General features: G+C 59.6%; 14 protein-coding genes and 3 tRNA genes. All 17 read right to left on the bottom strand.

Going from position 1 to position 20,360, the window contains the following annotated elements; all coding sequences use genetic code 11:
• Nucleotides 1–12: 12 nt before the first annotated feature.
• Nucleotides 13–1,383, bottom strand: a complete 1,371-nt coding sequence (pelG, locus tag TU86_RS16725; protein ID WP_048365434.1) for an exopolysaccharide Pel transporter PelG — start codon at nucleotides 1,381–1,383, stop codon at nucleotides 13–15.
• The gene (pelF, locus tag TU86_RS16720) at nucleotides 1,384–2,901 is read right to left on the bottom strand and encodes a GT4 family glycosyltransferase PelF (RefSeq protein ID WP_048365433.1); all 1,518 of its coding nucleotides are present in this window, start codon (nucleotides 2,899–2,901) and stop codon (nucleotides 1,384–1,386) included.
• Complete coding sequence (locus TU86_RS16715) at nucleotides 2,898–3,884, bottom strand: transporter (RefSeq protein WP_048365432.1); 987 nt, start codon at nucleotides 3,882–3,884, stop codon at nucleotides 2,898–2,900. Before TU86_RS16715 ends, pelF begins: the two co-directional genes overlap by 4 nt.
• A complete protein-coding gene (locus TU86_RS16710) occupies nucleotides 3,862–5,226 on the bottom strand; it encodes a PelD GGDEF domain-containing protein (protein ID WP_048365546.1) in 1,365 nt (454 codons plus the stop codon). Before TU86_RS16710 ends, TU86_RS16715 begins: the two co-directional genes overlap by 23 nt.
• A 5-nt stretch (nucleotides 5,227–5,231) precedes the next feature.
• Nucleotides 5,232–5,750 carry a hypothetical protein gene (locus tag TU86_RS16705; RefSeq protein WP_048365431.1) on the bottom strand — a complete coding sequence of 173 codons (519 nt, stop codon included), beginning with the start codon at nucleotides 5,748–5,750 and terminating at the stop codon, nucleotides 5,232–5,234.
• Between the two features lie 34 nt (nucleotides 5,751–5,784).
• Complete coding sequence (locus tag TU86_RS16700; protein WP_048365430.1) at nucleotides 5,785–9,396, bottom strand: tetratricopeptide repeat protein; 3,612 nt, start codon at nucleotides 9,394–9,396, stop codon at nucleotides 5,785–5,787.
• A complete protein-coding gene (locus TU86_RS16695) occupies nucleotides 9,374–12,184 on the bottom strand; it encodes a bifunctional glycoside hydrolase/polysaccharide deacetylase family protein (RefSeq protein WP_048365429.1) in 2,811 nt (936 codons plus the stop codon). Before TU86_RS16695 ends, TU86_RS16700 begins: the two co-directional genes overlap by 23 nt.
• Before the next feature lie 510 nt (nucleotides 12,185–12,694).
• Nucleotides 12,695–12,771 (bottom strand) — tRNA-Asp (locus TU86_RS16685).
• 100 nt (nucleotides 12,772–12,871) lie between these two features.
• Nucleotides 12,872–12,948 (bottom strand) — tRNA-Asp (locus TU86_RS16680).
• Nucleotides 12,949–13,003: 55 nt separating this feature from the next.
• Nucleotides 13,004–13,079 (bottom strand) — tRNA-Val (locus tag TU86_RS16675).
• A gap of 122 nt (nucleotides 13,080–13,201) precedes the next feature.
• Complete coding sequence (locus tag TU86_RS16670) at nucleotides 13,202–13,972, bottom strand: SDR family oxidoreductase (RefSeq protein WP_177332341.1); 771 nt, start codon at nucleotides 13,970–13,972, stop codon at nucleotides 13,202–13,204.
• A gap of 5 nt (nucleotides 13,973–13,977) precedes the next feature.
• Nucleotides 13,978–15,189: an O-succinylhomoserine sulfhydrylase gene (locus TU86_RS16665; RefSeq protein WP_048365426.1), complete on the bottom strand. Its 1,212-nt coding sequence runs from the start codon at nucleotides 15,187–15,189 to the stop codon at nucleotides 13,978–13,980.
• Between the two features lie 67 nt (nucleotides 15,190–15,256).
• On the bottom strand, nucleotides 15,257–16,762 hold the full coding sequence (gene purF / locus TU86_RS16660; protein ID WP_048365425.1) for an amidophosphoribosyltransferase: 1,506 nt from the start codon (nucleotides 16,760–16,762) through the stop codon (nucleotides 15,257–15,259).
• A gap of 41 nt (nucleotides 16,763–16,803) precedes the next feature.
• The gene (locus tag TU86_RS16655) at nucleotides 16,804–17,361 is read right to left on the bottom strand and encodes a CvpA family protein (RefSeq protein ID WP_048365424.1); all 558 of its coding nucleotides are present in this window, start codon (nucleotides 17,359–17,361) and stop codon (nucleotides 16,804–16,806) included.
• Between the two features lie 106 nt (nucleotides 17,362–17,467).
• A complete protein-coding gene (locus tag TU86_RS16650) occupies nucleotides 17,468–18,100 on the bottom strand; it encodes an SPOR domain-containing protein (protein ID WP_048365423.1) in 633 nt (210 codons plus the stop codon).
• Nucleotides 18,084–19,391, bottom strand: coding sequence for a bifunctional tetrahydrofolate synthase/dihydrofolate synthase (gene folC, locus TU86_RS16645; protein WP_048365422.1), 1,308 nt, complete (start codon nucleotides 19,389–19,391; stop codon nucleotides 18,084–18,086). Before folC ends, TU86_RS16650 begins: the two co-directional genes overlap by 17 nt.
• Complete coding sequence (gene accD, locus TU86_RS16640) at nucleotides 19,388–20,308, bottom strand: acetyl-CoA carboxylase, carboxyltransferase subunit beta (RefSeq protein WP_048365421.1); 921 nt, start codon at nucleotides 20,306–20,308, stop codon at nucleotides 19,388–19,390. Before accD ends, folC begins: the two co-directional genes overlap by 4 nt.
• Between the last annotated feature and the right edge of the window lie 52 nt (nucleotides 20,309–20,360).

The raw sequence follows: 20,360 nt of genomic DNA, 5'->3' as shown, positions 1-20,360 counted from the left end.
AGCAATGCGTGCTTAATGGCTGTGCATGAACGTGTGGTACTCCAGGTCATCCAGTGCCGAGGACAATTGATGCAGGGCCACCAGCACACAGGCCAGCAACGACAACGTAAACCCGTAGCCAAAGAAGCTTGGACCCAAATACAGGCTGAGTAGGGTCAAGGCGCCGTTGAGCAACACGAACATCACGCACAACTTGAGCACAATGGCGCGTTTGTCGAGGTAAAAGAACACGTTGAGCAACGCCATGAACACCACCTGAATGCTCACCCCCACCAGATCAATGTAGAACAGCGGCAGGTAATAACTGGAAATCCCCAGCCATCCCAGCAACTGCGGTGCAAACAAAAACAGCAACACGGCCGTCAAGCCTTGCACCTTGCAGATTTCCAACAGGCCCTGCTGAATCGACAGGGTCATTTCGGCTTTTATCTGGCCGATGTGTTGCAAGGTTTCACCTTCGCGGATGGCCCGGAACAAGCGGTCGTACCACTGTGCAAAATCGGTTTCGATACGCACCAGAAATACCGCCATGCCGGGAATGATCGCCAGGTACGCAAGAAAAATCGGCAAATCGTAAAGCACCGAAGAGCGCATCGGCCCAATCACCGCGCTGGACGTCGCCGGGTTAAACCAGAAGATGAACTTGTCGATCCAGATCCCCAGGTTGTAGCAAAGTCCGGTCAGCAACAGGCTAGGGAACACGTGGCGCCGGTCCAGAAAGTCGAAGGCCACCAGCGTGTCGGCGCGGTACTCGCGCAAGATGTCGTACAGGTACAAAAACAACAGTGAGCCGTGGCCAATCAACAGCGCCAACAGCAAACCGTTGATGCCCATGAAGCTCAGCAGGTACGCACTCAGCACCATCAGCGAATAGCCCACCAGCATCACCAGCAAGATGCGGTTGTAGGCCTTCATCCCGGACAAAAAGATGATCACCAGCCACAAATTGCAGAGCGTTACGAAGTTGGCGAGCACCAGCAGGCGATAGATCAACGGCTCGTCAAACAGCACCCACAGCAACAGCGTGCCGAGCAGGCCCGCGCTCACCGTCACCAGCAGAAGCACCCCGACCAGATTGGGCAGGATGCGTGAAAACTTGCGTTCAAATAGGCGATCCGACACGAACCGGGTGAAAAACAGCTGCAAGCCGCCCGTGAGAATCAATGAGGTGGCCATCAGGTAGGTCACGGTAATCAGAAATTGCCTGACCAGCATCTCGGGCATGAGCAACCCCAGGCTCAACACCCCCACCAACATCACGCTGACAATCGACAGCACCCACGGCCCGGAGCTGATCAACCCGGCGTAGACATAGGCGTGCAAGGTCGCGGTGTAGGAGTCGCGCGACAGTATTTTGCGCAGTTCAAAACCGATACCGGCCATTTACACCGCCTCCATAGCTGCGCGATACAGCGCGCGATAACGTTCGAACATCAGGTTTTCTCCGTAATAGCGATGCACCCGCTGCAAGCCGCTGGCCTGCGCCGCCTGCCAACGCCCGGGGCTGCGCAACAGGCCCAGAATGGCCTGCGAGGTAGCCTGCGGATCGGCAATCGCCACCACTTCCCCACCCAGCCCCAGATCGCGGTCCTCAGCCACACCGCCTTCGATCAGCTCACGGCACGACCCCACGTCGCTGGAAATCACCGGAATGCCTGCTGCCCATGCTTCCAGGATCACCAGCGGTTGCGCTTCACTGATCGAGGTCAGCACCATCAGCCCCAACTGCGGCAGGATGTTTTGAATGCTTTGAAAACCCAGAAAAAGAACGTTGTCTTCCAGCCCCAAGCTGGCCACCAGGCTGCGGCACTCACTGACGTAGGTCGGGTCTTCTTCTTCGGGACCGACGATCCAGCCCTGTACATCAGGCATCGCGCTGACTACGCCGCGCATGGCGCGGATAAAGGTTTTCACGTCTTTGATCGGCACCACACGGCCGATTAACCCCACCACCGGCAGCATCCCTTCTGGGCGGGCTTGCAGCGCGGCGGTCCACTTGGGCAGGTCGATGCCGTTGGGGATCACCTGCGTGCGCACGGCTTGCGCCCCGTCTTTGATCTGGCGCTGACGGTTGCCGTCATACAGCGCGATGATGTTGTCGGCATGGTCATACACCAACCGACCGATGCGTTCGAAAAAACGAATCCACAACGTACGCATATAGCCGGTACCCGCTTCCAGGCTGCCATTGAGCGCCTGCTCGCTGCTTTCGGCGATCCAGCTGGCCTGCGCCAGATCGATCTTGCGTTCCTTGGTGTAAATGCCGTGCTCGCTGAGCAAATAACGGCACCCCCAGCGTTGCTTGAGGATGCAGCCCACCAGCCCCGCGTAGCCGGTTGAGATAGCGTGCAACACCTTGGCGCGCGGCATGTCGCGTGCGGCTTCAGCCAGCATCAACAACGGTGACTGCATCGAGCGCAGGGTCCAGAAGTAGTTCACGAACGAAGGGTCGCCACAGTGCTTGAGATAACCCGCGCTCAAGGTCTCCCAACTGGCGCGACTGCGCAGCACGTCAGCCAGGCTCAGACGGTCTTGCGCCAACGCATCGAGCAATTGCTCACCTTGGGCGACAGTGGGTGGGTCGGGATGATGTAAAAACCGGTACAGATTGGCCAGCTCGGGGGCGATGTCCTGGTGGTCAGTTTTACCCGCAGGGCGGCCTTGCCACGCCTCTTCCAGAAAAACTTCTTTGATGTACACCACGTTGGGCGGAATGTCGTAATTGCGGCGGCTGTACGCCGTGCGCTGCCCACCGATGAACAGCACTGAAAAGGTCACGTCGGGCAAACCCAACAACATCTGATGAATCCAGCTTGAGACCCCGCCGCGCACATACGGCCAAGTGCCTTCAAGCAGCAAGCAGACATCCGCCACTGGCGTTTCGTTTTGAGAGGGGTTCATAACCAGCACCTGGCCAAATCGGCAAACGGGGGACGACGCAACACGTCGGCGGGCAACGCGGCCAGCAGCGGGGGTATTTGGTGGTAGTGCCCGGCCCTGAAAGCAATTTCGGCGTGAAAAGGAATCAACAAGGTGGCATCGATGCCTGCTTTCTCAGCCGCATCCAGGTGGGCCTGCGCAGGGGTCAGCAAGTCCATTTCCAGCGCGATACGCCCCGCCAGCAGGTGCAACTCGCCCCCCTCACCTTCGCGCAAGCCTTGTTCGGCATGCTCGCAGGCTTGGCGCAATACGTGCTCCAGCACACTGCCCTGCGCCAGCCCCAGATACGCCAGTTCCCAATACCAGCGCGCCAGCGTGGCGTGCAAGGCGCCAGTCGCTGGAGGTTTGGCGCCAGCTAACTGTTTGAGGTCGGCCTGAATCCGCTGGTTGATGTCGTTTTCCTGCTTGTCGAGCATCGAGTACGCCAACAAGCGCACATCATCGCTGGGATCGGCCAGCGCCAATTTGAGCATTGGAATGGCCTCTTTACCCGGCATCCGCCGCGTGGTCAGCAAGGCGGACAGCCGCAGGTCCGGGTCCGGTGCATGGCGCAGGACATCCTGTAGCCCGCCGTCGCGAAAAATCGGCGAATGCAGCGGCTGCGAGCGAAACGGCAGCTTCGGGATACCCAACGCCTGCCACGCTTGCTGATCACGCGGGCGCGGCAAGTACAGCGCCGGGAATATCACACAGGCGACGCCCAGCGCCCCGATCACCGGGATAAAAAACACCAGTGAAAACAGAAACAACGGGCTCCAGGGCAATGGGCTGCGATAGCGCGCCGGTAACAGCATCCACACCCCGGCACACAGCAGACCGCTGGCCGTTGCGTGCACCAGCGTATACAACGCAAACGCCTGCCCCGCCGGCAAGTCAAGCCACAGGCTGGACCAGCCGCTGGCCTCCAGTATTACGCCAAGGCTAAATAGCCATTTGCTGATCATTCAGACCACACTCGTTGAACAGGAAATTACGCAAACCGCCACGCTCGCTGACAGGCGTCAGGGTGTACGGCAACACGCGCACGCCCAGACTGTGCAGGGTGTGCTCTTGACCAAAGTGTTCATGCACCAACGTACCCAGGCGGCTCAGATAGCCTTGCGCACCGTCGCTGCTGGTCAACGGCAGCAACACCAGCAACCCCTCGTGATCGCGCTGATTACGCACGCTCAATTGCAGGTCAAGCCCGCGCTGGCTACGCTCGAACAGCCCGAGCAGTTCAGGATTGGGTTCGCTCCATTCGAAAAAGTACAAACAGGCCGACAGGTCATGCTGTTGCACATCGATCAAGGAACGTTTGAGTTGCTGCGCGAAATGCTGCGCATCGGCATCGGGCAGTTTCAAGCTGTGCGCATCACTGCTCAACAAATCGGCAATGTGCCCTGCCAAAAGCGCCAACAGGCTGAGCGTGCGCTCCTGAAACGCAAAGAACGGCATTTGGCGCACCGCCAAAATAGCCAGCAGCCGACCTTCGGTGTCCATCAGCGGCACACACACCTGCAACGAGGAGAACTCACTCTGCTCACCGTTATCGGTGAGGTTGCTGCGCACGCTGACCAACTCGTTGCGCGCCAGGCATAACGTGATCAACGGGTCATGGATCGGCAAGTGCCCCATCACCCCCAGGGTCGCCAGCGGCTGGTCGATGACCAAACGTTGCGCGTCAACCCGATACAGGCCCGCCACGCGCAACGAACCGTACTGCCCCGCGATTGCCAGGATCGGCTCGGCCATGGCCGTCAACGGGTCGTGCGTGCCTTGCAAGCTGCGCAGGCGTTCACGCAGGCCCAGCAGCGAACTGCGCAGGCTTTGATCGCTACCCGCCACGCGCTGTTCCAGACGGTCATGGGACACGCGCAGCACCTGATGATGGCGAGTGAACTCGTCGAGCCGGTATTGCCGGTAATTGTTGGCCATTTGCAAGCGTTGCAGGCGCCGGTCCCACAAGTCGCGCACCTCGCCCACTACCATCGTGCACACCAGAATGCCGACAATGAATGACGGCGAAATGTCGGCGTATACCGGCCAGCCTTGTTGGCGCAGGACAAAAAACGTCATCACCACCAAACACGCGCTGACCAGCCCGCGCACAAAGCCATAGCGCACACCGATCAGCAGCGGCGCGAGCAACGGCCAGGGAAAATCGCCGCGCAATTGCAGCGGGTCATCAGGCGTCAGCCACAGGCCAAGGCCAAGGGCCAGCGCACTGACCAGCACGGTTTCGATCCACGAGGCCGGACCCTTGGCCCGGGGCGCCAGGCTGAAATCCATATGGGGGGAATTCATCATCGTTACTCGACCCGCAGGCCACCGACCAGTTTGTTCAGCACTTTCTGTGCTGAACCGGCCAGGCTTTCACGCGACCAACCCGCACGCGCGCCGCTTTTGCTCCACAGCACACGGCCGGTGGCGGGTTCGATCACGCGCAGGCTGATGCCCACCGCTGGCTCGCCATCCAGACCGTTCTTGTACTGCCACTCCTCGACGCTGCCCGCGACCACATAATCGAGTTTTTGCTGACGCGCCCATTCCAACGCGCTGTTCAACCGCTCATTGTCATCCAGCAACGCCTGTTCGCCCTGCACGCTGGCCGGGTACACCTGAGGCTGCAAGCCTTTGCTGCTCAATACGCTGAGCAGGATTTGCTCGCTGCGCTCCCCGGCTTGCGGGGTTTGCGAATAGTTAACTAACGGCACGATGCCCCACTGCGCATCGCGTGAAAGTGCCGGGCTGGTTTTGCCGGTGAAGCTGCTGCACCCGGCCATGAGCATCACACTCAGTACCAGCGTCAGGTTACGGATTGCTTGCATAGTGTTTCTCCACGTATTCGTTGTCATTGATTGTTCAGCGTCCAAAACGCAAGCCGTAGCTCACGCCCAGCGTGCCGCCCGCCCCCGCGCCACCTTGCGGTGAGGACTGGTATCCGACTTTGAGTGCCAACTCGTCATCGCCCAACAGCACCATGCCGATCCCGGTGTCGATGCCGTAATTGAAGGTTTTATCGACCCACTGCCAACCGGCCGTCACGTCCACCAGCCAGGTGTATTGCGGTTGGGTGCGGTTCAGTGCGCCCGGCATGCCACGCCGCCACGAACTGCCCACATACACTTGGCCATAGCGCGCTTGCAGCAAATCGCTGGCGGTCAGCGGCGCTGTCACATCGACAGCCTGAGCACCGATCACCCGGCCATCGTCATCCTCGACCGGCTCTTGCTCATAAACCGGTTTGAGGAAGGCATTGAGGTCATTCAGCTCGCCGCTTTTAAGGGCGTTGCGTTGATAATCGGCGCCCGCGCGCACCACCCAGTTCGGCCCTTCAAACTCAAGGGTGTGGGCGAACTCAAGCTTGGCTTCCTGCCCCGACCCCAGCGCATCGCCCGCACGGGTCGAGAAGCGGTTGTGCGACAGTGTCCAGCTCAATTGGTCGCGGGCCGAAAAGCCGTGCTGGCCTTTGAGCCAAACGCCATCATGCTGGCCCAGTGCGCGCATCAGCCCGGTGTCGTCACTCTGACGATGCCAGTCGACGCCGGTTTCGATCTCATCGGTGGCACTCAACTGCCAGGCACGGCTCAAGCCCAACCCGTTACGGTTGTGGTCCTTGCGGGTACTGATGTCGGCAATCAGGCTGTAGCGCCCGTTATCGAGTTGGCGTTGCAAGGTCAGCAACGCATTACGTTCCTGACCCAATTCACCGTCGCGCAACTGATCGCTGTTGTAGCGTCCCTGACCGAGCACCAGGCTGGCGTACCAGTCGTCATTGAGGTGGCGCGCAACCGTCAGTTGCGGCCCCGACACGTCCAGCCCGCCGAAATCCTTGCCCTCCCACGCCAACTGAATGCCCTGCGGCGTGCGGTCGAGCATTTCAACGGCCTGACGGCGCAACTGCTCGCCAATCACCGCGGGTTGTTGATCGCCCAGCGCCGACAGGCTCACGCCCAAGGCACGAGCGCCCTGGCCCAATTGGCTGAGGGCTTCGACCTGCTGCGCCGGGTCCAGCTCGCCGCTGGCCAGCAGTTGCTTGAGCATGTCGCGATTGCGGTCACGCAGCGCTTGTTGGATCAACTCAAAACGGTCGACCTTCAAGCCTTGGCGACGGGCCCAGGCCAGCCAGTCGTTTTTCTGTGCGCCTTGATTGGTTTCGTCCAGGCGCGCCAGCAGGCGTTCGAACCACAGCTGCAACATGGCTGGCGAACCGTCTTGCCACTGCAAAGCCTGACTTTGTGCCAGCCGTGATGAATAGCTGCTGGCCAACAGCCGTAGCCACATCGCGTAACGCTGGGTAGATTCCACGCCCGGTTGCAGGTCGGCGGTGCGCGTCAGCTTCAGGCGCAACCGCTGAGCCGCTTCCAGTGAACCTGCGGCCTCCAACGCATCGGCATACCCGGCTTGCACCAGCCAGTCCTGCGGGTTGGCTTTGAGGTACAGGCGGTACCAGGCCAGCGACTCGCGGGTACGCCCGACCATCTGGCTGGCACTGGCAAACGGCAGCCACAGCAGGTTGTCGTTGCGCGCCCGGGCCCGCCACTGTTGCAGCAACGGCGCCATATCGGCCGTGCGGCCCTGATCGATGTACAGCCACAACAGGCGCTCACGAAACAGGTTGTCATCGTTGTAGCGCGCCAGCCCTTGTTTGAGCAGGCGCTCGGCATCAGCGAAGCGCTTTTCATGCACGGCCAGCCCGGCCCGGGCGGCCAGCACCTGCTCTTGAGCATCAGCCTTGGGCCATGCCTTGGCGCTGTCGAGTAACGCACTGACTTGCGCCCAATCCTGTAGTTCTTGCGCCACCTGCAAAGCCACGACCAGTCGTTGCGGGTTGTGGGTGGTGTGCCAACTGGCAACCATCAAGGCCAGCGCCTTGACCGGGTCACGCTTGCGGTACAGGTTGGCCAATTGCTCTTCTTCGCCGTAGCTCAACGAGCCTTTGATCGCCAACAGCCTTTCGAGTGCGGGCTGCAAGTCATCGTCGCGCTCAAGCTCCCAGGCCAAGGCGGCGCGCAGGTCCCAATACTCGGCGTCATCGATGTGTTGATTGTCGATGTCCAGCACCTGCCATGCCCCTTGGTTGTCAAAGAACCTCAAGTGGGTACTGGCCCAGTCCACGCGCTCGGCGACGGTGATTGGAAAGTGCCGCGCCATGTCTTGCATGACCCGCGTCTTGGCCGGGTATTGTTCGGTGTTCTCCAGGTTTTGACTCAGACGCATCCAGGCCAGACGTTGCTTGGGGTATTTTTGCAAACTCGCCCGCAACACCGCTTCGGCCAATTGCGGCGTACCGCGCTGCTCGTGAGCGAACACCAGCGCATCCAGTTCGCCATCGCTGAGGCGGCGCGTCTCCAGCAGCCGGGTGAGCAATGGAATGCCGTGATCGAAATCAAACAGCTGAATCGACAAACGCCACGCATGCTCATACGCCGTGGGGTCGTCTTGCAGTTCGAGATAGGCCATCCAATAGTCCAGCGCCTGGTAGGTGTCACCCTTCCACTCGCCAAGCTGGGCCATCTGCGCCAAAAACGCCGCATCGCCGGTTTCGCTCTGCAATAACTCCTGGCCCACCGCCCAAGCGCCCTCCTGATCACCAAAGGCCAGGCGTAATTTGAACTCTTTGCGCAGCGCTTCACGATTGCCCGGTTGCAGGGTGCGCCACTGCTGGATCAGAGTTTCTGCCTCGTGCAGCTGGTCGTGGGCGATGGCCGTTTCAACGCCGTGCTCCAGCCATTGCGGGTCGCTTTGCGGGTCGTTGAGTAGCGCCACGGCCTTGCTCAGCAACACCGCCGCTTCGCCGCCCCGATCCGCCGCAATCAGGGCATCAAAGGCTTGGCGCAGGTAGCGCTTATGCTGCTCGGGCGCGCTACTGACCGCTGCCAGTTGCAGGTACAGGTCCGCCGCCCGCCCAGGTTGCTCGCCTGCCATCAACCACTGCGCAGCAGCGCTGAGCCACTTAAGGCGTTGCTCAGGGTCGCGACTGGCCAGCTCGGCATAACACTGGCCCGCCAACGCCGGGGCTTGCAGCACTAATAGCAAGTCGGCCATGCGCTCCAGTGCAGGCACCGTCAATTGACTGCGGTCCAGCAGGCTCAAGCGCTCGACCAACGCCGTGCGCGCGGCCTGATCACCGCCTTGGGGCAAGTCCAGCGCATCGAGGTGCAATGCATAGAGCTGCGCGACGGTCGTATTGGGGTGCGGCCACTGGTTGAGGTGTTTGCGTGCCCTGGGGTAATCGCCCAGGGTCATCAGCAAGTCCAGCAGCTTGATGCGCAACGCGTCGTCTTGCGGGTGCGCGGTGAGCAGCAGCTCAGCGTAGTTGGCCGAGACCTCATCCGGCTGGCGTTCATCGGGACGGAACACGCTTTCCTGTTGGAAAGTCATCCACAACAAGCCACCCACGGCGGTGGCGACCACACCCAATGCCCACGGGTTGAGCAGCCGGGTTTTCTTAATGGCAGAGGAGTTGGGCATCACTCACCTGCTTGATTGGCAATTGGAACACCCACAGGCCGTTATCCGCACGAGCGGTAAAACGCTGCCCTTTGACATCAACGCTGCATGGCCCTGCCGCGCGTACTGAAAACTGGATGTCGAATTCACCGGCAAACGAAAAGCTCACCCGCCGATCATCCCGATAACGCCACTGTTGCAATGGCACGTTGGCCTCCTCCAGCGCCGGACGCGGGTCGCGCTCAGGGCGCAAGGCGAGTAGCGCGTGGTCGCTGCTCAAATGCACATAACGCCCTTCGGGCAGATCGCGCACACCGGCCACCCCTTGCGAGCGGGTCATATCAGGCCAGCCCATCTGCGGGTCGATGCGCAAGGTGCGCAATGCATTCAGGCCACGCACTTGCCAGTCACCGCTGGCCGTGCGTGCAAGGCTCGACTCATATAAACCGCGCACCCGTGGCAGGTAATCACTCATCCACAACGAGATTGGCTGCTGCTTGATCATGAAGGCATAGATGTCGTCCATGACTTTGATCGAAGCCTGCTTGGTGCCGGAGTAAAAGTGGTAGTAGAGGTGCAGCCCGCGCAAACGACGCGGGCTGTTGGTCAGTTCGAAAGTGTCGATGACATCGCGAAAGCCGTAGAACGGCCCCTTCCACAGGTTGGTGTACATGTTTTCGTTAATGATCGGCGCGTAGATCTGCAAGCCGCCCGAGGTGGGGCGCAGCAGCGGCGACAGGCCCGTCAGCGAAGGGTTGGCATGCGTGATGACCGTGGTGCCGCCATTCACGTTCTGCAAACCCGCGTCATAGGCGTACTGAATAGTTGCCTCGTCTGGCAACGCATCCCCCGGCCAGAAAATCATCTTTACCGGCTTTTGCGGCGTGGTCAGGTGATTGTTGATGTAATCGCGGGACCCAAACACTTCACGCCGGAAGTCGATCTTGTTGTAGCCGGGAATTTTCATGTTCAGGCCGTATTGCGGATCGAAGCCTTCTTCTTTCATGGACTTTTCAGGCTGCATGAAGAACGGGTGGCTGAACGTATGAGTGGCAACTTCGACCTTGGGGTCGGCGAAGATCGTGCGTGCGATAGGCTCCAGCTCCTTGGCCAGAAACGGGAACATGCCGCGCGGCGAAATCTCGCCCTCGATGATCGAGACTGAGGTCAGGAAGGGATACGGTTTGATAAACAGGTCCAACACCGACTGACCCGCGTAAGGCGTACCGCGAATCTCCGCCCGGGACGGAAAACCATCACCGTCAATGTGTACCGTGGCGATGCGCCGACCGTTCTCGGTGGTGGTGTCCGGGTGCGGTTGCAGCGGCAAGCGCAAGGCCCGCTGCACGAAGGTGAACGGGTCAATGATCCAGCGACTGGCCTCACCGTTGGTCTCAATCAAGTAAGGTGCCAAGGCGATACCGCCCCACGCGCCGATGGCGACAGGTGCGAATGAGTTACCTTTTTCATCCGCCAGTAGCAAGCCAGGCTTAGGGCCGTCCGGCAAAACTGACAGGGGGGTTAGCTCACGCGAGCGCAGCACCAGCGGGGCTTCAAAACTGCCAATCAAATGCGGGTCATGGCTCAGCAGTTTTAAGGCGCCCGGGCCACTGAACGTGCCCTGCTGCAAGCCCAGACGCTTGAGCAGCACCGTGTTCTCAATCGGCATACCGGCCAAAAACACCAGCGGCACTTGCTCATCCAGGCGTTGGTTGATCCAGGCATTGAAGTGCTGCGAATCCTGCGGCGGCCCGGTGTTCATCCAGCTCACTACGCCTGCGTATAAACCGCTGAAGCGATGCATGGGCAGCGGTTGATCCACAGCAAAATAATCAATCCGGTAGCCGAGGTATTCGAGCAGACCGCCGAGCATGACGTGGCCCGCGTTGGTGGTCAGGTCCCCTTCACGCGGGTCAAACAACAGGGCGATGCGCCGCGGCTGCACCTCGACCGTACTGACGCCCAGGTAATCGAGGTCCGGCGTGGTGACAAAGGGGATGAAGCCTTCCTGACGCAGTTGCCGGGCCAGCTTCCTGGCCTGCTCTCGCTGGCTGGGCGGCAGATAGTCAATGGCGACCAGCGGGATGCCCTTTTCACGCAAGGGCTTTAAATGGATGTCGAGCCATTCACGGTCAGCTTCGGGCACCGGACGATAACGCTTGGCGCCTGCATCCCAACCGGCATGGATCGACTCGACCGCCACGGCCGCGGCAACACCGTCCAACTGCGGCAGCACTTCAAAGCCGCGATTGAAAAACAGTTTCAGGGTCGGCTCGCGGGTGTGAAGCTCGCGCAGAAAGCTGGCCAGGGCCGTTTGTTGGCTCGGCCACTCGGAGGGCGGCAGCAGTTGGAAACTGTCCAGCGTGTCGAGAAACAACCCGGCATAGCCTTGGGCTTGTAACGCATGGGCGCGCTTGAACAGGTGATCGCGCCATTGCGGCGAGGTCAAATCCATGACTTGGCTGTTCCAGGCTTTGTTGCGCTTTGAACTGGCGCCTTGATCCAGCCCCAACTCAATCAGCGTGGCACGGTCGCCGTCAAACTCCCCGACGGAGAGATACGCAAACGGTTGACTGCCCAGTTGTCGAATACGGGCGACGTCGGCGGTGGACAGGTGGCCCGATTCAACCACCGCCCAATCAAACTGAGCGAGTTCCTGAAGAGGTGGATTATCGGCGTACCAGAACGCAACGCTCTCAGGCGCCGCTTGCGCAGCATGGCTGGCCGTTGCCCCGACCGAGAGTGACAACGCGGCAAACAGACGCAAAGCGACAGTCAACGCACGCCTCCTGCGAAACTTGAACTCCATAAATAATGTTTGACCTTAATGACCGAGTACAAAGCGGTTATTGCAGTGCTGACACGATTGGAGTCCTTGCAGGATGCGTTTGATCAGCCGTTGAACGACCTGGCCACCCACCCTCACGTGGCCTTGGTTGATCCTGCGGCTCAATTCAATCGGCCACAGCACTGCGCACCAATTGCGAGCAAGCCTATGGATCCATGCCTGCACCGTCCAATTTGATTTTTTATCTCGGCAAGCAATAAGCGGCGGTTTTTTGACGACCCAACACTGACTTACAAGACAGAATCGTAAGCGCTGGAAAAATGACACACCTTTAAGAGGCCCGATATAGAGCATCCGGGTGACATCGGTAAACAACCTGGCTGCACGCGTCGCTGAATGCAGACGACATCAGAGGTTGGCGAGTGAACCAAGACCGAGCGGGAGGCCGGGTCAAATCGCAGGCACAAAAAAAGCGACCCTGAGGTCGCTTTCTTTGTAGCTACAGAGAGTTCAAGGGCTCTGTAGCAAATATGGCGCAGCGGACGGGACTCGAACCCGCGACCCCCGGCGTGACAGGCCGGTATTCTAACCGACTGAACTACCGCTGCGTATCGCTCGGACTTGCGTCCGTTTGAAACTTTGAAACCGTTGACTGAAAGCTTCGGTGCTTTTCAATCGCAAACCAGGCAAGCCTGATTTGTACAAATATGGCGCAGCGGACGGGACTCGAACCCGCGACCCCCGGCGTGACAGGCCGGTATTCTAACCGACTGAACTACCGCTGCGCGTCGGTTGGTGGTTCTTTTCAGAACGACCTTCCCTTGCGGGAAACTCAAGAAGTGGTGGGTGATGACGGGATCGAACCGCCGACCCTCTGCTTGTAAGGCAGATGCTCTCCCAGCTGAGCTAATCACCCTTTGCTTCGTTGAGGCCGCGAAATTTACGCATCTATCGAAGCTAAGTCAAGGACAAGATTGAACTTTTTTTTAAAAAAGCTAAAACCGATAAACCTCGACTATTACCCACGACAGCTACGCCCTACGCTTCGTAGACCATTTTCTTGCTCATGCCGCCGTCAACCACAAATTCCTGCCCCGTCACAAAACCGGCATTGCGCGACAACAACCACGCCACCATCGACGCCACATCTTCGACAGTGCCGACACGCCCTGTCGGATGTTGGGTGTGGTCGGCGTCAGTGAGCGGCTGCGCACGACGCACCGAGGGGTCGCGAGCATCAATCCAGCCGGGGCTGACCGCATTGACCCGGATCTCCGGCCCAAGGCTGATGGCCAATGCGTGCGTCAACGCCAGCAGCCCGCCTTTACTCGCCACGTAAGCCTCGGTATCAGGCTCGGATTGGCGGGCGCGGGTTGAAGCCAGGTTGACGATGGCGCCGCAGTGCGCACGCAAGTAAGGCGCACAATGCTTGGCCAACAGCATCGGCCCGGTCAGGTTGACCGCCAACACCCGGTTCCAGTGCTCAAGGTCGAGACTTTCGAGGGTCATGTTGTGCGGATCGGCAATGGCAGCATTGCTCACCAGTGCATCCAGACGGCCAAACTGCCCAAGCACTTGAGCCACGCACTGGATAACGTCCGACTCAAGCGCCACATCCATCGCCACAAACCAGGCATTTTCGCCCAGCACCTTGGCCACTTTTGAGCCGCGCACACGGTCAATGTCAGTCAGCACCACTTGCCAGCCTTCACTCACCAGCCACGCGGCAATGCCCAGGCCAATACCGCGCGCTGCGCCGGTCACCAGCGCTACACGCCCGTTACCGGCCGCGTGCGCTTCTAGAATCATGTCGGTCACAGTGCGGCGAGACCTCGCGCCAGATCGGCTTGCAGGTCGGAGACGTCTTCCAGGCCAACTGCAATGCGGATCAAGCTGTCACGAATACCCGCTGCTTCACGCTCCTGCGGCGCCAGGCGACCATGGGACGTGGTGCCCGGGTGGGTAATGGTGGTTTTGCTGTCGCCCAGGTTGGCGGTGATCGAAATCAGGCGTGTGGCGTCGATAAAGCGCCAGGCGCCCTCTTTGCCACCTTTGACTTCAAAACTGACCACGGCACCAAAACCACGCTGCTGACGCTGAGCCAGTGCGTGTTGCGGGTGACTCTTGAGGCCCGCGTAATGCACTTTTTCGATGCCGTCTTGCTGCTCCAGCCATTCGGCCAGGGCCAACGCACTGGCGCAATGAGCACGCATACGCAAGTTGAGGGTTTCCAGACCCTTGAGGAAAATCCACGCATTGAAGGGGCTCAAGGTCGGCCCGGCCGTGCGTAAAAAACCCACCACTTCTTTCATCTGCTCGCTGCGCCCTGCAACAACACCGCCCATGCAACGACCTTGGCCGTCGATGAACTTGGTCGCTGAATGCACCACGATGTCGGCGCCCAGTTTGAGCGGCTGTTGCAGTGCCGGCGTGCAGAAACAGTTATCTACTACCAGCATCGCGCCTTTGGCATGGGCCACTTCGGCCAGGGCCGCAATGTCGACCAGCTCGGCCAGCGGGTTGGAAGGCGATTCTACGAACAGCAATTTGGTATTGGGTTTGATGGCGGCGTCCCAGCCCGACAACTCGGCCAGCGGCACATAGTCGACCTGCACACCAAAGCGCTTGAAATACTTTTCGAACAGACTGATGGTCGAACCAAAGACGCTGCGCGAGACCAGAATGTGGTCACCGGCGCTGCACAGGCTCATCACTACCGACAAAATAGCGGCCATGCCCGTGGCCGTGGCCACTGCTTGCTCGGCACCTTCGAGTGCAGCAAGGCGCTCTTCAAAGGCGCGCACCGTCGGGTTGGTGTAACGCGAGTAAACGTTGCCTGCTGCCTCGCCCGAGAACCGCGCAGCCGCATCAGCAGCCGTACGGAACACGTAGCTGGAGGTCAGGAACATGGCGTCACCGTGTTCGCCCTCAGGTGTGCGGTGTTGACCCGCACGCACCGCCAAGGTGTCGAACGCTACGCCCTCAAGGTCGCTATCCAGCCGACCGGCATCCCAATCCTGACTCATACTGACCACTCCTTGCTGTATATCGCACCAATGCAAACCGGCCCATCAGGGCCGGTTCGGTGAAGCCTTAGTTGTTGTAGATGCCGATGGTGGCGCCCACACCTTGCGCTATCACCTTGGAGGCATCGTTGCGTGCACGCTCGATACGCTCCAGGTAGTTGTCATCGATGTCGCCGGTCACGTACTTGCCGTCAAAGACCGCGCAATCGAACTTCTCGATCTTGATTTTGCCGCCGCCGACCGCGTCGATCAGGTCTGGCAAGTCTTGATAAATTAGCCAGTCTGCGCCGATCAGGTCGGCAACGTCCTGGGTGCTGCGATTGTGTGCAATCAACTCGTGAGCGCTTGGCATGTCAATGCCGTACACGTTGGGGTAACGCACCGCCGGCGCCGCCGAGCAGAAGTAAACGTTCTTGGCACCCGCTTCGCGCGCCATCTGGATGATCTGCTTGCAGGTGGTGCCACGCACGATCGAATCGTCGACCAGCATCACGTTCTTGCCACGAAATTCAAGCTCGATGGCATTGAGTTTCTGGCGCACGGATTTTTTGCGTGCAGCCTGGCCCGGCATGATGAAGGTACGGCCGATGTAACGGTTTTTGACAAAGCCTTCGCGGAACTTGACGCCCAAATGGTTCGCCAGCTCCAGTGCAGCGGTACGGCTGGTGTCTGGAATCGGGATGACCACGTCGATGTCGTGCTCTGGGCGTTCACGCAGGATTTTCTCGGCCAGCTTCTCACCCATGCGCAGGCGTGCCTTGTACACCGACACGCCGTCGATGATCGAGTCCGGGCGCGCCAGGTACACGTGTTCAAAGATACACGGCGTAAGTTGCGGGTTAGCCGCGCACTGACGGGTATGCAATTTGCCATCTTCGGTGATGTACACCGCTTCGCCCGGCGCGAGGTCGCGGATCAGGGTAAAGCCGAGCACGTCCAGGGACACGCTTTCGGAGGCGATCATGTACTCGACGCCTTCGTCGGTGTGACGCTGACCGAACACGATCGGACGGATGCCGTTAGGGTCACGGAAACCGACGATGCCATAACCGGTGATCATCGCAACCACGGCATAACCGCCGCGGCAGCGATTGTGCACGTCGGTGACAGCCGCGAAGACGTCTTCTTCGGTGGGCTGCAACTTGCCGCGCTGGGCCAGTTCGTGTGCAAACACGTTGAGCAGCACTTCCGAATCGGAGTTGGTGTTGACGTGGCGCAAGTCAGATTCGTAGATCTCCTTGGCCAGTTGCTCAACGTTGGTCAGGTTACCGTTATGCGCCAGGGTGATGCCGTAAGGCGAGTTGACATAAAACGGTTGAGCTTCAGCTGAAGTCGAGCTGCCTGCGGTTGGATAGCGCACGTGGCCAATGCCCACGTTGCCGACCAGACGCTGCATGTGACGCTGATGAAACACGTCACGTACCAGCCCGTTGTCCTTGCGCAGAAATAACCGGCCGTTATGGCTGGTTACAATACCGGCAGCATCCTGGCCGCGGTGCTGGAGGACGGTTAGCGCGTCATACAGCGCCTGATTGACGTTCGACTTACCGACGATACCGACGATGCCACACATGCGACGCAACCCCTACTTTATGGATCTGAACTGAACATCACTCACTTGGGCTGGATAGCCGGCAAGAGATGCTCCTTGAACGGAATATCAGCGGGTACGCTGATACCGCTGGCGAGCCACTGACTGCTCAATCCCAAAATGAGATTTTTTGACCAGTCGGCAACCAATAGAAATTGTGGCAAGAGCCGTGACTCTTGCCACCACGAGTCCTGCTGTACCGGCCCCAGGCTTAACAACCCGACTGCCACGACCACCAGCAACGCGCCACGCGCTGCGCCGAAGGCCATGCCAAGGAACCGGTCGGTCCCGGACAACCCGGTGACGCGAATCAGTTCGCCGATAAGAAAATTGATCATTGCGCCGACCAGCAAGGTGGCGACAAACATGATGGTGCACCCGACGATGACGCGGGCGGAAGGTGTTTCGATGTATCCGCTGAGATATTCCGACAGCGAACCACCGAACATCCAGGCGACGACCCCGGCAATGATCCAGGTGCACAGCGACAACGCCTCTTTAACGAAGCCGCGCTTCAAACTGATCAGTGCGGAAATGGCAATCGTTGCAACGATCGCCCAGTCAACCCAAGTAAATGGCACAGTGCAGCCTACGGACAGATAAGGCGGCGCATTTTAGCAGAGCGCCGCCGCTCAGGTAAGGCGATTTAGCGGTGCATTCGCGATCCGATGAAACCTTTTTTCACGCTTAGCCACGTTCCGGCTGGAAGCGAACCACAAAACCTTTGAGGTTTTGCTGTTTACCCAGCAAATCACGCAAGCGATCGGCTTCTGCACGCTCAAGCAGCGGCCCCACAAACACCCGGTTCATTCCACCTGACGTGCGAACGTAAGCGTTATAACCTTGATTTCGAAGGGTTTTTTGCAGGTTATCAGCGCTCGCCCGATTGGACAGGCTGACCAATTGCACGGACCAACTGATAGGCAAGCCATTGGCATCGATGCGTTTTTGCGTGGTGTCCAGCTTGGCGGGGGCCTGAGCCACCGTCTGGGCCGGAGTGACCGCAGGCGCTTTTGGCGCCGGGGCCGGCGGTTTTGCGACTGCCGGAGTCACCGGGACAGGCGTCGGAGCGGGCGGGGTTGCAACCTCTTCCTCAACAGGCATCGGCTCTTGGGCAATCACCTGCGGCTGTGGCACAGCGACCGGTTCGACCTGAACCTGCGGCAGCACCGGCACCTGAGGCGCGGTGGGCGCATCGACCTGAATCTGGCGCTGCTCGTCCTGACGCGAAAACAGCATCGGTAAAAAGATCACCGCCAATGCCACCAGCACCAGCGCGCCCACCATGCGTTGCTTGTATGCCTTATCCAGCAAAGCCATGTGCTGCCTCCTGCGTCGCATGCCGCTCCAGCCACTCAAGGGCTTCGGCGACACAATAGAAAGAACCGAACAACAGAATTTCATCGGCCGGGGATGCCCGTTCGCATTGAGCTTGCAACGCAGCAATGACGCTGTCATGGGCGGTTACGGATGCACCGTGACGCTGCAACGCGGCCTGGACTTGCATCACGGGCCGCGTGCGACTTGTATCAAGCGGTGCAACCGCCCAATGCTCGATCGGTGCGGTGAATTGCGACACTACGCCATCCAGGTCCTTGTCGGCCAGCAAACCAAACACCGCGAAGCGCTTGCCGGTTATGGGACGCTGAGCCAGACGCTGCACCAAATAGTGCGCTGCATGGGGGTTGTGACCCACATCCAGCAGCACATTCAAGGTTTTACCGTGCCAATTAAACTGGCGACGATCAAGCCGCCCGGTCACACGCGTGGCTTTGAGTGCCTGAACAATACGCTCCGGCTGCCAGGGCAAATCCATCAGCGCGTAGGCTTGCACGGCCAGCGCTGCGTTTTCCATCGGCAAATCCAGAAGCGGCAGATCACGCAGCTCGACAACCCCGCCCTGCCCGTTCAGACCGCGCCAATGCCAGACCTGATCGGTGGTGGCCAGGTCGAAGTCACGACCGCGCACAAACAGCGGGCAACCCAGCTCATTGGCTTTGTCCAGTAATGTGTGCGGGGGATTGAGGTCACCACACAGCGCGGGCCTGCCCGGCCGAAATATGCCGGCCTTTTCAAACGCCACGGATTCGCGGGTGTTACCCAGGTATTCGACATGGTCGACACCAATACTGGTGACCAGCGCCAGATCAGCATCCACCAGATTGACGGTATCCAGTCGCCCGCCTAGCCCGACTTCCAGCACCACGGCATCAAGCGCGGCACGCTCAAACAGCCACAAAGCGGCCAGCGTGCCCACCTCAAAGTAAGTCAGGGAAATCTCGCCGCGGCCTGCTTCAACGGCCGCAAAGGCCTCGCACAGCAGTTCATCTGACGCTTCAACGCCGCAGATTTGCACGCGCTCGTTGTAGCGCAACAGGTGTGGGGAACTGTAAACCCCGACGTTAAGCCCTTGCGCCTGGAGTAATGAGGCCACAAACGCACAGGTCGAGCCTTTGCCGTTGGTGCCGGTCACCGTTATCACCCGAGGCGCAGGCTTGAGTAGCCCCATGCGGTTCGCTACCTCTCGCGAGCGCTCCAGGCCCATGTCGATGGCCGATGGATGCAACTGTTCAAGATAGGCGAGCCACTCGCCAAGGGTGCGCTGGGTCATAGATTCGCTGGAGCCGGAGGTACAACGATGGTTTCAACAGGCGGTGCCACGAACACAGGCGTTGGCAGGCCCATCATTTGTGCAAGCAGGTTGCCCAGGCGTGGGCGCAGCTCCTGACGCGAAATGATCAGGTCGATTGCGCCGTGCTCCAGCAGGAACTCGCTGCGCTGGAAGCCTTCTGGCAACTTTTCACGCACGGTTTGCTCAATCACACGCGGACCGGCAAAACCGATCAGCGCTTTAGGCTCGGCAACAATCACATCACCCAACATCGCCAGACTGGCCGAAACACCACCGTAAACCGGGTCAGTGAGCACCGAGATAAACGGAATGCCTTCTTCGCGCAGACGCGCCAATACCGCCGAGGTCTTGGCCATTTGCATCAGGGAGATCAACGCTTCTTGCATGCGCGCACCGCCGGAGGCGGCGAAGCAAATCATCGGGCAACGGTTTTCCAGTGCGTAGTTGGCCGCACGGACAAAACGCTCGCCCACGATGGCGCCCATCGAGCCGCCCATAAACGAGAACTCAAACGCTGACACCACAACCGGCATGCCCAACAGCGTGCCGCTCATGGAAATCAGCGCGTCTTTCTCACCCGTTTGTTTCTGCGCACCGACCAGGCGGTCCTTGTACTTTTTGCTGTCACGGAACTTCAGGCGGTCAACCGGCTCCAGGTCTGCACCCAGCTCGGCACGGCCTTCGGCATCCAGGAAGATATCAATGCGCGCACGTGCGCCAATGCGCATGTGGTGATTGCATTTAGGGCAAACGTCCAGGGTTTTTTCCAGCTCTGGGCGATAAAGCACTGCATCGCAGGACGGGCATTTGTGCCACAGGCCTTCAGGTACCGAACTCTTTTTGACTTCGGAACGCATGATCGAAGGAATCAGCTTGTCTACCAACCAGTTGCTCATGCTTTTTTTCTCCAGTACCGGCGACCCGAACGCTGGGTTCAGGCCCCGTGTA

The organism is Pseudomonas weihenstephanensis, from assembly GCF_001043055.1.
In the GTDB taxonomy this organism is placed as follows: domain Bacteria; phylum Pseudomonadota; class Gammaproteobacteria; order Pseudomonadales; family Pseudomonadaceae; genus Aquipseudomonas; species Aquipseudomonas weihenstephanensis.
Note: the sequence above shows the minus strand (reverse complement) of the source record. Positions and strands in the feature narration are given on the sequence as shown.